This window comes from Agrococcus terreus (assembly GCF_014645235.1).
Taxonomy (GTDB): Bacteria; Actinomycetota; Actinomycetes; order Actinomycetales; family Microbacteriaceae; genus Agrococcus; species Agrococcus terreus.
The window spans coordinates 613,377-627,994 of sequence record NZ_BMLM01000002.1 but is presented as its reverse complement, the minus strand read 5'-3'; the positions used below and the strand labels follow the sequence as shown (position 1 = coordinate 627,994).

At 75.3% G+C, this 14,618-nt stretch carries 15 protein-coding genes; 7 read left to right on the top strand and 8 right to left on the bottom strand.

Annotated elements, in window-relative coordinates:
- Positions 1 to 41: 41 nt before the first annotated feature.
- The 3 genes from IEW90_RS12850 to IEW90_RS12840 are packed head-to-tail and all read left to right on the top strand — an operon-like array spanning position 42 to position 3,027.
- Positions 42 to 1,031 (top strand): acyl-CoA dehydrogenase family protein, encoded by a 990-nt coding sequence (locus IEW90_RS12850; protein ID WP_188718667.1) that lies wholly within the window; start codon positions 42 to 44, stop codon positions 1,029 to 1,031.
- A complete protein-coding gene (locus tag IEW90_RS12845; protein ID WP_229679670.1) occupies positions 1,028 to 2,329 on the top strand; it encodes a bifunctional PIG-L family deacetylase/class I SAM-dependent methyltransferase in 1,302 nt (433 codons plus the stop codon). Before IEW90_RS12850 ends, IEW90_RS12845 begins: the two co-directional genes overlap by 4 nt.
- Positions 2,326 to 3,027, top strand: coding sequence for a glycosyltransferase family 2 protein (locus IEW90_RS12840; protein WP_188718665.1), 702 nt, complete (start codon positions 2,326 to 2,328; stop codon positions 3,025 to 3,027). The genes IEW90_RS12845 and IEW90_RS12840 overlap by 4 nt, the downstream gene beginning before the upstream one ends.
- Here IEW90_RS12840 and IEW90_RS12835 read toward each other — a convergent pair.
- The 4 genes from IEW90_RS12835 to argG form a co-directional block, all read right to left on the bottom strand.
- Positions 3,015 to 3,839, bottom strand: a complete 825-nt coding sequence (locus IEW90_RS12835; protein WP_188718664.1) for an alpha/beta fold hydrolase — start codon at positions 3,837 to 3,839, stop codon at positions 3,015 to 3,017. The two genes, IEW90_RS12840 and IEW90_RS12835, sit on opposite strands and share 13 nt — an antisense overlap.
- Complete coding sequence (locus tag IEW90_RS12830) at positions 3,836 to 5,113, bottom strand: RNA polymerase sigma factor (RefSeq protein ID WP_188718663.1); 1,278 nt, start codon at positions 5,111 to 5,113, stop codon at positions 3,836 to 3,838. Before IEW90_RS12830 ends, IEW90_RS12835 begins: the two co-directional genes overlap by 4 nt.
- A 4-nt stretch (positions 5,114 to 5,117) precedes the next feature.
- Positions 5,118 to 5,447 carry a YciI family protein gene (locus IEW90_RS12825; RefSeq protein WP_188718662.1) on the bottom strand — a complete coding sequence of 110 codons (330 nt, stop codon included), beginning with the start codon at positions 5,445 to 5,447 and terminating at the stop codon, positions 5,118 to 5,120.
- Positions 5,448 to 5,725: 278 nt separating this feature from the next.
- Positions 5,726 to 7,147: an argininosuccinate synthase gene (gene argG / locus IEW90_RS12820; protein WP_188718661.1), complete on the bottom strand. Its 1,422-nt coding sequence runs from the start codon at positions 7,145 to 7,147 to the stop codon at positions 5,726 to 5,728.
- A gap of 126 nt (positions 7,148 to 7,273) precedes the next feature.
- Here argG and IEW90_RS12815 point away from each other — a divergent pair, with 126 nt between their 5' ends.
- The 4 genes from IEW90_RS12815 (at position 7,274) to IEW90_RS12800 (ending at position 10,748) form a co-directional block, all read left to right on the top strand.
- The gene (locus IEW90_RS12815) at positions 7,274 to 7,726 is read left to right on the top strand and encodes an SRPBCC family protein (protein WP_188718660.1); all 453 of its coding nucleotides are present in this window, start codon (positions 7,274 to 7,276) and stop codon (positions 7,724 to 7,726) included.
- A 56-nt stretch (positions 7,727 to 7,782) separates the two neighbouring features.
- Positions 7,783 to 8,265 carry an SRPBCC family protein gene (locus tag IEW90_RS12810; protein WP_188718659.1) on the top strand — a complete coding sequence of 161 codons (483 nt, stop codon included), beginning with the start codon at positions 7,783 to 7,785 and terminating at the stop codon, positions 8,263 to 8,265.
- Positions 8,266 to 8,309: 44 nt separating this feature from the next.
- Positions 8,310 to 9,638, top strand: coding sequence for a TIGR01777 family oxidoreductase (locus tag IEW90_RS12805; protein WP_188718658.1), 1,329 nt, complete (start codon positions 8,310 to 8,312; stop codon positions 9,636 to 9,638).
- 138 nt (positions 9,639 to 9,776) lie between these two features.
- Positions 9,777 to 10,748 (top strand): trypsin-like serine peptidase, encoded by a 972-nt coding sequence (locus IEW90_RS12800; RefSeq protein ID WP_373284779.1) that lies wholly within the window; start codon positions 9,777 to 9,779, stop codon positions 10,746 to 10,748.
- A gap of 84 nt (positions 10,749 to 10,832) precedes the next feature.
- Here the strand turns inward: IEW90_RS12800 and IEW90_RS12795 are convergent, their stop codons facing one another.
- The 4 genes from IEW90_RS12795 to kduI all read right to left on the bottom strand — a co-directional run bounded on the left by IEW90_RS12795 (position 10,833) and on the right by kduI (position 14,598).
- Positions 10,833 to 12,068 (bottom strand): Nramp family divalent metal transporter, encoded by a 1,236-nt coding sequence (locus IEW90_RS12795; protein WP_188718657.1) that lies wholly within the window; start codon positions 12,066 to 12,068, stop codon positions 10,833 to 10,835.
- 133 nt (positions 12,069 to 12,201) lie between these two features.
- A complete protein-coding gene (locus IEW90_RS12790) occupies positions 12,202 to 12,696 on the bottom strand; it encodes an FBP domain-containing protein (protein ID WP_188718656.1) in 495 nt (164 codons plus the stop codon).
- A 268-nt stretch (positions 12,697 to 12,964) separates the two neighbouring features.
- Positions 12,965 to 13,756 carry an IclR family transcriptional regulator gene (locus IEW90_RS12785; RefSeq protein WP_188718655.1) on the bottom strand — a complete coding sequence of 264 codons (792 nt, stop codon included), beginning with the start codon at positions 13,754 to 13,756 and terminating at the stop codon, positions 12,965 to 12,967.
- An 8-nt stretch (positions 13,757 to 13,764) separates the two neighbouring features.
- Positions 13,765 to 14,598, bottom strand: a complete 834-nt coding sequence (gene kduI, locus IEW90_RS12780; protein ID WP_188718654.1) for a 5-dehydro-4-deoxy-D-glucuronate isomerase — start codon at positions 14,596 to 14,598, stop codon at positions 13,765 to 13,767.
- Positions 14,599 to 14,618: the final 20 nt, after the last annotated feature.

Sequence of the window (14,618 nt, the reverse complement as noted above, 5' to 3'; positions counted from 1 at the left end):
GCACAGCGCCCTTGGGGGACCGCCGCGACAGGATGGGGGACATGGCTGTGCCCCGGATCGCGCCCGTCGACGTCACGATCGACGACGGCCGCGGCGCCCGTCTGCCCGACCTCCCCGCCGATGTCGGCGCCGCGCTCGAGGCGGCTCCGGCGATCGCCGCGGCGATCCCGCTGCCGGCCTCCGGCCGCACCGCCGAGCGGTTGGAAGCCCTCGCGGCGCTCGGCGCGCACGACCTCGAGGTGGCGCGGGCGATCGAGCCGCACCTCGATGCGGTCGCGATCCTCGCGGAGGCGGGCGATGCTCCGGGGCCCGGCGCCTACGGCGTCTTCGCCGCCGAGGGGCCGGGCGTGCGTCTCGAGCTGCGGGAGGGGCGGCTCGAGGGGGAGAAGCCCTGGTGCTCGCTCGCGGGCAGCCTCGACCGGGCGCTCGTCTCCGCATGGCAGGGCGAGGAGCGGGTGCTCGTGGACGTCGACCTGCGGCAGCCGGGCGTCGAGCCGGCCGACGACGCCTGGCACGCGCGGGGGCTCGCCGGCATCCCCTCCGGGCCGGTGCGCTTCGCCGGCGCCGCCGCCCGAGCGGTGCGCGAGCCAGGCTGGTACCTGCGACGGCCGGGCTTCGCGTGGGGCGGCATCGGGGTCGCCGCGTGCTGGCACGGCGGCGCGGTCGGAGTGGCCCGTCGCCTGGCGACGCACGCGGGCGACGCGCCCCTGCGGCTCGCGCACCTCGGCGCGGTCGACGAGGCGCTCACCGCGTCGCGCCTCGCGCTCGCCGACGCCGCGAGGCGCATCGACGCGGGCATCGTCGACGACCCGGGCCTGCTCGCGCTCCGCACGCGCGGCATCGTCGCGCGCGCGGTCGAGGAGGTCGTCTCGCGCGTCGGCCGCGCGCTCGGGCCCGCCCCGCTCGCGCTCGAGGCCGAGCACGCTCGCCGCGTGGCCGACCTGCAGCTCTACGTCCGGCAGCATCACGCCGAGCGCGACCAGGCCTCGCTCGGCGCGCTCGTCGCCGCGGCCGGCGGCCGCGCGTGGTGACCGGCCGCCCGCCGCGCTTCGACGGCGCCGACCCCGGCACCGCGCACGCAGACTGGCTCGCCAGCGACGCGATCCGCGCCGCGCCCGAGCTCGAGCTGCGGCCCACCGCGCTGCTCGTCGTCGCCGCGCATCCCGACGACGAGGTGCTCGGCGCGTTCGGCTCGATGCTGCGCGCGCGGGATGCGGGCATCCCGATCGACGTCGTCGTCGCGACCGACGGGGAGGGCTCGCACCCCGGATCCCCGACCCTGCCGCCGGAGCGGCTCGCGGCGGTGCGCCGGGCGGAGCACGCCGCGGCGCTCGCCGGCGTCGGTGCGCGCATCCACCGCCTGGGCCTGCCCGACGGCGACCTCGTGGCGCGGCGGCGCGCGCTCGTCGACGCGATCGCGCCGCACGTGGCGGCGCTGCCCGACGACGCGCTCGTCGTGGCGCCGTGGGCGCGCGACGGCCATCCGGACCACGAGGCGGTCGGCGACGTCGCCGCCGGGCTCGCGCGCGAGCGCGGTGTGCCGTGCGCCTGGACGCCCATCTGGGCGTGGCTGTGGGGCGCGCCCGGGCTGCTCGACGGCCTGCCGGTGCGGCGCGTGCCGCTCGACGAGGCCGCGCGCGCCGAGAAGGCGGCGGCGCTCGCGGCCCACGCTTCGCAGGTCGCGCCGCTCTCGCCGCATCCCGCCGACCGCGCGGTGCTCAGCCCCACGATGCTCGAGCGCTTCGCCGGCGACGAGCACGTGCTGCTCGCGCCGGCTGCCGCGGCGATGCCGTTCGACGACCGCTACCTCGCCGAGGGCGACCCGTGGGCCACGCGCACGTCCTGGTACGAGCGCCGCAAGCGCGCCGCGGTGCTGGCCGCGTTGCCGCAGGAGCGCTACCGCTTCGCGGTCGAGGTCGGCTGCGGGACCGCCGCCCTCACGGCGCAGCTCGCGGAGCGCTGCGAGCGGGCGCTCGGCGTCGACGCGTCGCTGCCGGGGCTCGCCGAGGCGCGCCGCACGCTCGCGGGGCTGCCGAATGCCTGGGTCGAGCACCGCGCCGCGGCCGACGGCCTGCCCGTGGGCGATCCCGACCTCGTCGTGCTCAGCGAGCTCGGCTCCTACCTCGAGCCCGCGGAGCTCCGCGGGCTCGTCGTCCAGGCCCGCGACCGAGGCGCGCACCTCGTGCTCTGCCACTGGCGCGGCGAGGGCGCCGATCTCCGCGCGTCCGCCGCCGAGGTGCATGCCGCCGCCGCGGCCGTGCCGGGTCTCCGCCGCGTCGTCGCGCACGAGGACGAGCGCTTCCTGCTCGACGTGCTGGTGCCCGCGTGACGAGCAGGATCGGCCGGATCCTCGTCGTCGTCCCGGCCCGCGACGAGGAGGCCACCATCGGCGCGTGCGTCGAGAGCATCCGCGCCGCCCGCGCCGCGCTCCGCGCCGAGCGTCGGGACGTCCTCGTGCGAGTGGTCGTCGTGGCGGACGCCTGCACCGACGCGACCGCGCGCATCGCGGGGGCCGCCGGCGCGGAGGTCGTCGAGATCGCCGCCGCGGCGGTCGGCGCCGCGAGGCAGGCGGGCGTCGACCACGGGACCGATCCGCGCGACGCCGCCACCACCTGGATCGCGACGACCGACGGCGACAGCGCCGTGCCCGTCACCTGGCTGCTCGACCACCTCGCGGCCGCCGAGGATGACGCCGCGCTCGTCGTCGGCGCCGTCGAGCCCGACCCGGCGCACCTGGCGCCGCCCGTGCTCGCCGCATGGCACGCGCAGCACGACCACCTCGCTCCCGGGTCGTCCGTCCACGGGGCGAACCTCGGCGTGCGGGCCGACGCGCTCGCCCGCGCCGGCGGCTTCGCGCCCCTCCAGCTGCACGAGGACGTCGACCTCGTGGCACGCCTGCGGGCGTCCGGCGCCCGCGTGGATGCGGTCCCGCGCCCCAGGGTGCGCACCTCGGGCCGCCTCCGCGGTCGCACCGCGGGCGGCTTCGCGGGCTACCTCGCGGCGCTCGCGGACCGTCAGGCCGGCTGAAGCCCGAGCGGCGGCCGCTCGAGGGCGGCGAGGTGCTCGGCAAGGTGCTCGAGCACCGAGACATGCCCGTCGCCGCCGTGCTCGACGACCTCCGCGCCGGGGAGCATCGCGGCGAGCAGCCGCGCGTGCCGGGGCGGGACAACGCGGTCATCGCTGCCGTGCGCGATGCGTGCGCGCACCGCCGTCGGCGTGCGGACCCCCCACGGCTGCACGAACGCCAGGTCGTCGTCCACCAGCCCGAGCGGGCCTGTCTCGCCGCCCGCCTGCGCATCCGCGCCGAGCGCGCGCCACGCGCCGTCGAGCGCCGCCCAGTCGCGGGCGACGAACGTGTCCGGGTCGAAGCGCTCGGGGTGCGCCTCGCGCGCAGCCGCGCCGGCCTTCGCGGCGCGCAGCGACGACGGATCGACCATGCCGTCGAACCAGCCCGCATCGCCGTGCGGCGCGACCGAGGCGAGGAGCAGCAGCGCGGCGGTCCGCTCCGGCGCCGCCGCCGCCGTCGCGAGCGCGTGCGGCCCGCCGCCCGAGTACCCGGCCACCACGACGTCGCGCAGGCCGAGCAGCTCGAGCACCCGCACCGCACCGGTGGCGCCGTCGGCGACGCTGCGACCGCGCTGCCGCGCCGCGCCGCCGTAGCCCGGCCGCGCGACCGACACGACGTCGCGGCCGACCGCCGCGGCGGCCTCCCGCACCGGCTCGAGCACGGCGCCCGTGTGCGGCGATCCCGGATGCCAGAGCACCACCCGGTCGAGCGCCTCGGCGGGCGCGGATGCGTGCACGACGACCTCGGGCAGCGCCGTCTCCAGGATCCTCATCGCCCCGCCTCCGCCGCGGCAGCGGCCTCGACGAGCGCGCGCCGCTCCGCGTCCGTCGGCGCGAGCCCCGCCCCGCGGCGCAGCGCCTCGGCCGCCTCCGCGTCGCGCCCGACCCGCCGCAGCAGGTCGCCGCGCGCCGCGTGCAGCAGGTGGTGGCGCTCCAGCGCATCCGCCACCTCGTCGAGCGCCGCGAGCCCGCCCTCGGCATCGCCGTCGTTCGCCTGCGCGATCGCGCGGTTCAGCACGACGAACGGCGAGCCGTCGAGGCGCTCGAGCACCCGGTAGAGCTCGACGACGCGGCCGTGGTCGATGCGCGCCGCGAGCTCGGGGCGCACGTGCTCAGCGGCGATCGCGGCGTGCACGAGGTGCCGCCCACCGGCGAGCCCCGAGGATGCGGCGAGCGCGAGCGCCGCATCGACGAGCGCCAGCCCCTCGCGGGCGAGCGCACGGTCCCAGCGGTCGCGGTCCTGCTCGGGCAGCGGCACCGCCGACCCGTCGGCGCGCACGCGCGCGTCGCGGCGCGCGTGCTGGAGCAGCATCAGCGCGAGCAGCCCGTCTGCCTCCACCCGTTCGTGCGTGCGCTCGGGCGTGAGCTCGCGGAGCAGCCGCGCGAGCCGGATCGCCTCGGAGGCCGCGGCCCGCGCATCCGCGTCGGCGGGCGCCGCGTAGCCGATCGCGAAGAGGCCGTAGAGCACCTGCCGCACGCCCTCGCTGCGCCCCGGCAGCTCCGCCGGCCCGGGCACCCGATAGGGGATGCCCGCGTTGCGGATCTTCGCGCGCGCCCGCACGAGCCGCTTCTGCATCGCGTCCTCGCCCACGCCGAACAGCCGCGCGATGCGCTCCACCGGCACGCCGAGCACGGCGCGCAGCGCGAGCGCCGCCCGCGCGTCCGCCGCGATCGCGGGGTGGCAGGCGGTGTGGAGCAGGGCGAGCCGCTCGTCGTCGTGGGGGAAGCCGGAGGCTCCGGATGCGTCGTCCGGCTCCGCGGCGGGCTCGTGCGCCAGCCGCTCGGCGGCGCGGTCCGCGGCGGCGCGGCTGCGCAGCAGGTCGATGCCGCGGCGGCGCGCGACCGTCGTGATCCACGCCGCGGGGCTGTCGGGGACGCCGTCGGCGGGCCAGCGCGCCAGCGCGCGCTCGAGCGCGTCCTGCACGGCGTCCTCGGCGATCGACCAGTCGCCGAGCGTGCCGACGACGGCGGCCATGACGCGGGGGTGGTCGTCGGCGACGACGGCGGCCACGGCCGCCGCCGCGCCCCGCTCGGTCGGCGCGGTCATCCGGTCAGAGCGGCCACACCGGCCGCACCTCGATGCGGCCGAAGCGGGCCATCGGGTGGCCGGCCGCGATCTCGATCGCCGCATCCAGGTCGTCGGCCTCGACCACGTCGAAGCCCGCGATCCACTCGCGGCTCTCGGTGAACGGCCCGTCGGTGATGATCCGCTCACCGGCGCGCACCCGCACGGTCGTCGCGTCCTCGACCGGCCGCAGCCGGTCGCCGATCACGTACTGGCCGGATGCCTGCAGCGGCTCCCACCAGGCCTGCGGGTCGTCGGTCGCGGCGTCGTACGGCTCGCCCTCCGGATCGGTGCAGATGAACAGCACGTAGCGCATGGGTCCTCCTCGATCGGTGTCATGCAGTCAACCCCATGACGGATGGGGGAGGCGGGGGAGGACACCTCTGCCCTGGTTCCATCCCCGCTGATCGAGGAACGGGCGGCCGCAGGCCGCGCGCGTCTCGAGACCACTCGCGCGGCGGAGCGCCCGCCACGCTGTGGTCTCGACTCGCTCAGCCGCCTTCGGCGGCGGAGCGGCTCGACCGGCGCAAGAGCGGCGAGGGCCCGGGCGCACAGCGCGGCCGGGCCCTCGAGCGCTGCAGAGCGCGGCGCCGATCAGTCGGTGCCGAGGTCCATCGCGGCGCGGTCGTTCCACTGCTCGAGCGCCTCGGGGTCGTCGACGGGAGCGGCGACGATGGCGTTCGCCTCGCCCTGCTCGAGCGCGCCGAGCAGCGCCTTCGTCTCGCCCTCGATGAGGCCTGCGGCGGCGTACGACTCGAGGCGCGAGCGCGAGTCGGCGATGTCGAGGTTGCGCATCGTGAGCTGGCCGATGCGGTCCTCGGGGCCGAAGGCGGCGTCGCCGACGCGCTCCATCGACAGCTTGTCGGGGTGGTACGAGAAGCCCTCGCCGCGCGTGTCGACGATCGTGTAGTCCTCGCCGCGGCGCAGGCGCAGCACGACCTCGCCGGTGACGGCCGAGCCCACCCAGCGCTGGATCGACTCGCGCAGCATGAGCGACTGCGGGTCGAGCCAGCGGCCCTCGTACATGAGGCGGCCGAGGCGGCGGCCCTGCTCGTGGTACGTCGCCACCGTGTCCTCGTTGTGGATCGCGTTGAGCAGTCGCTCGTACGCGATGTGCAGCAGTGCCATGCCCGGCGCCTCGTAGATGCCGCGGCTCTTCGCCTCGATGATGCGGTTCTCGATCTGGTCGCTCATGCCGAGGCCGTGGCGGCCGCCGATGGCGTTCGCGGTCTGCACGAGCGTCACGGCGTCGGCGAACTCCTCGCCGTCGATCGCGACGGGCCGGCCGGCCTCGAAGCGGATCGCGACGTCCTCGGTGGGGATCTCGACCGACTGGTCCCAGTGGGCGACGCCCATGATGGGCTGCACGATCTCCATCGACTCGTCGAGGTGCTCGAGCGTCTTCGCCTCGTGCGTCGCGCCCCAGATGTTCGCGTCGGTCGAGTAGGCCTTCTCGGTCGCGTCGCGGTACGGGTAGCCGTGGGCGACCAGCCACTCCGACATCTCCTTGCGGCCGCCGAGCTCCTCGACGAAGCGCGCGTCGAGCCACGGCTTGTAGATGCGCAGCGAGGGGTTCGCCATGAGGCCGTAGCGGTAGAACCGCTCGATGTCGTTGCCCTTGTAGGTGGAGCCGTCGCCCCAGATCTCGACGCCGTCCTCCTTCATGGCGCGCACGAGCATCATGCCCGTGACAGCGCGGCCGAGCGGCGTCGTGTTGAAGTAGGTGCGGCCGCCGGAGCGGATGTGGAACGCGCCGGTCGCGAGGGCGACGAGGCCCTCCTCGACGAGGGCGGCCTTCGCGTCGACGAGGCGCGCGGCCTCGGCGCCGTACTCGGAGGCGCGGCCGGGCACGGCGTCGATGTCCGGCTCGTCGTACTGCCCGATGTCGGCCGTGTAGGTGAAGGGCACGGCGCCGTTGTGGCGCATCCAGGCGACGGCGCACGACGTGTCGAGGCCGCCCGAGAAGGCGATGCCGACGCGCTCGCCGACGGGCAGGGAGGAGAGGACCTTGGGCATGGCCTCAATCCTACGAGCGCGCGCGATCCCAGCCGAACCTGGGAGCGCGCCGGTTGTCCCCCAAAGATCCCCATGCGAGAGTGCAAGGACGGGGCGCCCTGACCCCGTGGATGCGGAGGAAGAGCGATGCTGCAGGTCGACGAGACGATCGAGATCGCAGCCCCGCCGTGCGAGGTGTTCCGCCGCTGGGACGACGTCGCGCGCATCTCGGAGTTCCTCACCGGCGTGCGCTCGGTGCACGCCGAGACGCTCGAGCGGATGCGCTGGCGCGTCGACATCGCGGGCATCGATCCCGTGTTCTACGCGGTGCTGCTCGAGCGCATCCCCGACCGCCGCCTGCTCTGGACGAGCTGCGACGCGATCACCCACCACGGCCTCGTCGACCTCGAGGAGACCGACGACGGCGGCACGCGGATGACCGTGCGCCTGTCGTGGATGCCGCGCCCGCTCCGCCCCGACGAGCCGGCGGGCGTCGAGCTCGACGAGCTCACCGTCCGCTGCGACCTGCAGCGGCTCAAGCGGCTCATCGAGAGCGCGCACGCACCTGTCACCCAGGATGCGACCCCGGTCGCCGCGTAGCGTCCACGACCAGCACCGGCCCAGCACGCCGATCACGAGACCGAAGGAGCACACCCATGCCCCAGCTCACCGACAGCATCGACGTCAAGGCCCCCATCAGCGCCGTCTACGCGCTCTGGACCCGGTTCGAGGACTTCCCGAAGTTCATGAGCGGCGTCGACTCGATCACGCAGCAGAACGACAAGGACCTCCACTGGGAGGTCTCGATCGCCGGCGTCGACCGCTCGTTCGACGCGACGATCACCGAGCAGCACCAGGACGAGCGCGTCGCCTGGGCGAGCACCGACGGCGAGACCCACGCGGGCGTCGTCACCTTCCACCGCCTGAGCGACGACGAGACGCGCGTCAACCTGCAGCTCGACTGGAAGCCGCAGGGCATCGTCGAGAAGCTCGGCGCGCTCCTGCAGATCGACGACCTGCAGATCGGCAACGACCTCAAGCGCTTCAAGGAGATCGCCGAGGAGGCGCCGTCGAACCAGGCCGCGAGCTCGGGCTGGGAGGGCGACATCGACCGCTCGCCCGACGCGACCGGCCACTGAGCGGAGCCGGGTCGACGCCCAGGCGCCGCGCGTAGCGTCGGCACATGGGCATCGAGCACTGGAGCACCGTCCCCGCCCCCGTCGAGGAGGTGTGGGCCTGGCACGAGCGGCCCGGAGCCTTCGCGCGCCTGCAGGCGCCGTGGCTGCCGGGCCGCATCGTGCGCGAGGCGGAGTCGCTGCGCGACGGCCGCGCCGAGCTCGCGCTGCCGGCCGGGCAGCGCTGGATCGCGCAGCACGACCCCGACGGCTACCGGCCGGGCGAGGCGTTCGTCGACGAGCGCGTCACCGAGGGGCTCGCCTCGCTCGCGCTCGCGCCGGTCCGCTGGCACCACGAGCACCGCTTCGTCGCCGACGGCGAGCGGACGCGCGCGATCGACAGCGTCGACACGCCCATCGGCTCCCGCGCGCTGCGGCCCATGTTCACCTACCGGCACCGCCAGCTCGCCGACGACCTGTCCCGCCACCTCGCCGCGGGCGTCGGACCGCTGCGCATCGCGATGACCGGCGCGTCGGGCCTGATCGGCACCGCCCTGTCGGCGTTCCTCACGACCGGCGGCCACGAGGTCGTGCGGCTCGTGCGGCACGAGCCGGGGGAGGGCGAGCGCCGCTGGGACCCTGAGTCGCCGGACCCCGCGCTCCTCGAGGGCGTCGACGTGCTCGTGCACCTCGCGGGCGCCTCGATCCTCGGCCGCTTCGACGAGCAGCACCGCGCCGAGGTGCGCGGCAGCCGCGTCGAGCCCACCCGCAGGCTCGCCGAGCTCGCGGCTGCCTCCGGCGTCCGCGCGCTCGTGAGCGCCTCCGCGATCGGCTACTACGGGCCGTCGCGCGGCGACGAGCGCCTCGACGAGGACGCCGCGCCCGGCGACGGCTTCCTCGCCGAGGTGGTCGTCGACTGGGAGGCCGCCACCCGGCCGGCCGAGGCCGGCGGCGTCCGCACCGTGCAGGTGCGCACCGGCATCGTGCAGACGCCGCGCGGCGGCACCCTGCAGCTCTTCCGGCCGCTGTGGGCGGCGGGGGTCGGCGGACCGCTCGCGGGCGGCGAGCAGTGGCAGTCGTGGATCGACCTCGACGACCTCGTCGACGTCTACCACCGCGCGATCGTCGACGAGGCGATGCGCGGCCCCGTCAACGCCGTCGCGCCGGCCCCTGTGCGCCAGCGCGAGTACGCAGGCACGCTCGGCGCCGTGCTCCATCGCCCCGCGATCATCCCCACGCCCGAGCTCGCGCCGCGGCTGCTGCTCGGCGAGGAGGGGACGCGGGAGGTGGCGCTCGCCGACCAGCGCGTCGTGCCCGCCGTGCTCGAGGGAGCGGGGCACCGGTTCCGCCGGCCGACGCTCGAGGCGTCGCTCCGGCACCAGCTCGGGCGCCGCTAGCCGATCCGCCCGGAGCCCGTGCGGCCGCCGCACGCGGCTGTGGAGAACGACCGCGCGATGTCGGTGCGCTTTGGTTCACTCTGAGCACGCATTGAGCCGATCCTGAGGTTCGATGCGACTCGAGAGAATGAGGAACCCATGCACCAGAGCATGACCCCGGGCGCCCGCCGCTCCCGCCGCCCCCTCGCCTGGCTGACCGCGACGCTCGCCGCGAGCGCGCTCGCGCTCGGCGGCGCGCAGGCGGCCACCGCGGCGCCCGCGTCGTCGACCGTCACGCACACGGTCGGCGCCTCCGCCTCGGCCACGAGCGCCTATTGGACCTCCGACCGCATGGAGGCGGCGGTCGACGCCGACCGGCTCGTCGCCGGCCAGTCGCGCGGCGCCTCGCAGGACGTCGCCGCCGGCGCGCCCGCGACCGTGCCGGGCCGCGCGCCGCAGACGAGCGCCAAGCCGCAGCCCGTCTCCGTGGCCCCCGTCGCGCACATCGGCAAGGTCTTCTTCACCCTCGGCGGCGTCGACTACGTCTGCTCCGGCAACTCCGTCGTCTCGGCGAACGAGCGCACCGTCTCGACCGCGGGCCACTGCCTCAACGAGGGCCCCGGCGCCTTCGCGACGAACTTCGTCTTCGCGCCCGCCTACGAGAACGGCAGCACGCCGTTCGGCGTGTGGACCGCGACCGAGCTCCACGCGCCCAGCCAGTGGGTGAGCGGAGGCGACATCGACTACGACACCGGCTTCGCCGTGGTCGCGAGCCCGGCCGGCTCGAGCGCGACCCTCAGCGACACGGTGGGCGCCTCGGGCGTCGCCTTCAACCAGGCGCGCGGGCTCTCGTACACCGCATACGGCTACCCGGCGGCGCGCCCGTTCGACGGCCAGACGCTCGAGACCTGCTCGGGCACGGCGCGCAACGACGCCTACGGCACGCAGTCGCAGGGGATCCCCTGCGACATGACCGGCGGCTCGTCGGGCGGCCCCTGGTTCATCGGCTCGGGCGCGGCGGGCGTCCAGAACTCGGTGAACAGCTTCGGCTACTCGACCGTGCGCAACACGATGTTCGGCCCGTACTGGGGCTCGGTCATCCAGTCGGCCTACCAGGCCGCACAGAGCTGATCCCATCCGATCGGAGCGGGGCCCGGCGCGATGCGCCGGGCCCCGTGCCGTGCGCGGGCGGCCGGGCGGCCGGGACTCCGGCTCTCAGGCGCCCGTGAGCACGAGCCACAGCAGCACCCCGTTCAGCGCGCTGAGCGCGACGGCCGCCGCGGCGCCCGCGATCGTCGTCCACCGCCGGTTCACGTGCTCGCCCATGAGCGTGCGGTCGGCGGTGAGGCGCACGAGCGGGATGAGCGCGAAGGGGATCCCGAACGACAGCACCACCTGGCTGAGCACGAGCGCGAGCGTCGGGTCGACGCCGAGGCCGAGGATGACGAGCGCGGGCACGAGCGTGACGAGGCGCCGGGCGAGCAGCGGGATGCGGCGGTGGATGAGGCCCTGCATGATCTCGGCGCCGGCGTAGGCGCCCACCGAGGTCGACGCGAGGCCCGAGGCGAGCAGACCGACTGCGAACATCGTGGCGACGATCGGGCCGAGCGCCTCGCCGAGAGCGGCGTGCGCGCCCTCGAGCGTGTCGGTGCCCTCGACGCCCGCGAGGTTCGCCGCAGCGAGCAGCATCATCGCGAGGTTCACGCCGCCCGCGATGACCATCGCGACCGAGACGTCGATGCGCGTCGCGCGCAGCAGCGTCGGGGTCGAGAGGCCCTCGCGCGAGCGGAAGCGGTCGCGCGCGAGGCTCGAGTGGGCGTAGATCGCGTGCGGCATGATCGTCGCGCCGAGCACGCTCACCGCCAGCAGCACGGAGTCGGTGCCCTCGAAGCGCGGCACGAGCCCGGCGACGAGGCCCTCGGGGTCGGGCGGCGCGACCACGACGCCCCAGGTGAACCCGAGCACGATGACCGCGAGCAGCGCGATGATGACGAGCTCGAACGCGCGCGGCCCGCGCCGCGACTGCACCGAGAGCAGCACCATCGACACCGCACCCGTGATGAGGCCGCCCGCGAGCAGCGGGATGTCGAACAGCAGCCAGAGGGCGACGGCGCCGCCGATCACCTCGGCGAGGTCGGTCGCCATCGCGACGCCCTCGGCCTGGATCCAGTAGGCGATGCGGCCGGCGCGCGAGCCGAAGCGCTCGCCGAGCAGCTCGGGGAGGCTCTTGCCGGTGACGACGCCGAGCTTCGCCGAGAGGTACTGGATGAGCCAGGCCACGAGGTTGGCGCAGACGACCACCCACACGAGGAGGTAGCCGTAGCGGGCGCCCGAGGTGACGTTCGCGGCGACGTTGCCCGGGTCGAGGTACGCGACGCCCGCGACGAGCGCGGGGCCGAGCAGGAGCAGGCCCGCGCGCGGTCGGGCGAGGACGGTCGGGGCGGTGGCCATGCGATGACGATACAGGCAGGTTTCGGCATCCCGAAACCTACGGTCGAGGGTTCCCGAAAGACATCGGACGCGAGGAGGGCCCGGTCCTCCGCGCGAGCACGGAGGACGCGGGCCCTCGACCGGATGCGCCCGGTCAGCGGCCGTGCCGCAGCACGTCGGCGAAGCCGGCGACGCGCAGCCGCAGCTCGTCGACGCGCCGGTCGCGCGCGGCGAGCACGTCGTAGCCGTCGTACGGCGCCGTCGGCGGCTTCCGCGCGTTCGCGGAGCACTGGAACGACTCGCACACGAGCGTGCCGACCGTGTCGCCCTTCCTGCCCGCGGCTCCGGCGCGCTTCGCGCTCCAGAAGACGACGTCGTTCGGCAGGCGCACATCCTGGCACCAGTTGCACTGCGCGCGGCTGCGCGGCGACGCCTCCGCCTGGCGCAGCAGCACGCCGACGGGCTCGCCGTCGAGGTCGGGCAGGATCGCGTAGCCGCGGCGCGCGATCCTGGGATCGCGCCAGCCGAGGAGGTCGAGCGCGTCCCAGTCGGCGCGGTCGAACCAGGCGGGCAGGGTCATGTCGGCGACCTCCTTGCGGCTGGCGTTCACGAACGCGCCGCGGAGGGCCTTCTCGTCGATGGGGAGCATGCGGGATCGCCTCTCGTCATGCCGGGCGGTCGCCCGGCAGGGATGGGTGGAGGCACGGCGGCGCGGACCCTCGTCGGGGTCGACCGCGGTGCCGCTGGCCGGCGGGGCGCGGAGCGCGCGTGCCGGGAGCGGCTAGGCCCTGCCGTCGGCGACGACGCCGACGACCTCCTCGCGCCCCGAGGGCCTCATCCCGATGCTCACCCCGACAGCGTACGCCCGGCCGCCCTCGAGGGGGCGGCCGGGCGTACGGCGGGCGGCGAGGAGCGTGTCAGCGGCGCGGCTCCGGGGCGCCGAGCGCGCGCGAGATCGCGTCGGCGGCGGCGATCGCCTGCGGCGCGAACCCGCTGATGCTCTCGCCCGGGTGCTCGAGCGCGATCGACGAGATCGAGAGCCCGTAGGTGGTGCGGCCGAAGTGGTCGCGGATCGGCGCCGAGACGCACACGGTGCCGTTCTCGTTCTCGCCGAGGTCCATCGAGTAGCCGCGGGCGCGGATCGCAGCGAGCTCCTCGTGGAGCCGCGCCGGGTCGGTGATCGTCTGCTCGGTGCGCGCGGGCAGCCCCACCTCGGCGACCATCCGGTCGACCTGCTCGGGCGACCAGTCGGCCATCACGGCCTTGCCCATCCCGGTGCAGTGCAGCGGGATCGACAGGCCCACGCGCGAGGCCATCCGGTACGGCTTCGAGGAGTCCCGGCGGATGACGTAGACCATCTCGAAGCCGTTGAGCGCGCCCACGTGGATGGTGCAGTCGACGTCGCGCACGAGGGCGTCGACGATCGGCTCGGCGATCGACGAGATGTCGAGCCGCGAGATCGCGCGGCCGGCGATCGCAAGGAACCGGGCGCCCGGGTGGTAGCCGCGCTCGCTGTCGCCCGTGATGAACTCCGACTCCACGAGCGTCGCGAGGATGCGGTGCACGGTGGCCTTCGCGAGGCCCGTGTCGTCGACGATGTCGGTGAAGCGATGGTTTGCGATCGCGGCCTCGAGCACGCGCAGCGTCTTCTCGCTCGCGCCCACGGAGGGCGCGGGGCTCACGTCGAGGGCCTGGGGCTCCGCGGTCATGGTGCGCCTCATCTCATGTCGACGATCTGCACGTGGTCCATGTCGTCGAAGGACTGGTTCTCGCCCGCCATCGCCCACACGAACGAGTAGCTCGATGTTCCCACGCCCGAGTGGATGCTCCACGAGGGCGAGAGCACGAGGCCGCCGTCGCCGACGACGATGTGCCGCGTCTCCTGCGGCTGGCCCATGAGGTGGAGCACACGCGCGTCGTCGGCGAGGTCGAAGTAGACGTAGAGCTCGGTGCGGCGGTCGTGCGTGTGCGCCGGCATCGTGTTCCACATCGAGCCCTCGTGCAGCTGCGTGACGCCCATCACGACCTGGCACGAGCGCACGCCGTCCTCGTGGATGTACTGGTTGATCGTGCGGCGGTTCGAGGTGAGCGGGTCGCCGAGCTCGCGCACGGTGCCCTGGCCGGGCTCGACGAGCTGCGTCGGGTAGGTCGTGTGCGCGGGCGCCGAGAAGCCGTAGAAGCGGGCGGGCGTGCCCGCGTCGTCGCTCTCGAACGCCACCTCGCCGACGCCGCGGCCGAGGTACAGGCACGCGCCGGGAGCCAGGGCGTGCCGCTCGCCGTCGGCGACGACCGTGCCGGCGGCGCCGATGTTCACGATGCCGATCTCGCGGTGGTCGAGGAACCGCTCGCTGCGGATCTCGGGGATCGCCTCGAGCGCGAGCGGCGCGTCGGTGGGCACGGCGCCCACCGCGACGACGCGGTCGTAGTGCGTCGGCACGACGCGCACGGCGCCCGGCACGAAGAGGTCCTCGACGAGGTAGCGGTCGCGCAGGTCCTGCTGCGTCCATCCGGTGATCTGCTCGGGCGACGTGGGTCCGTGGACGGCGGTCATGGTGCTTCCTTCCGGTGGGG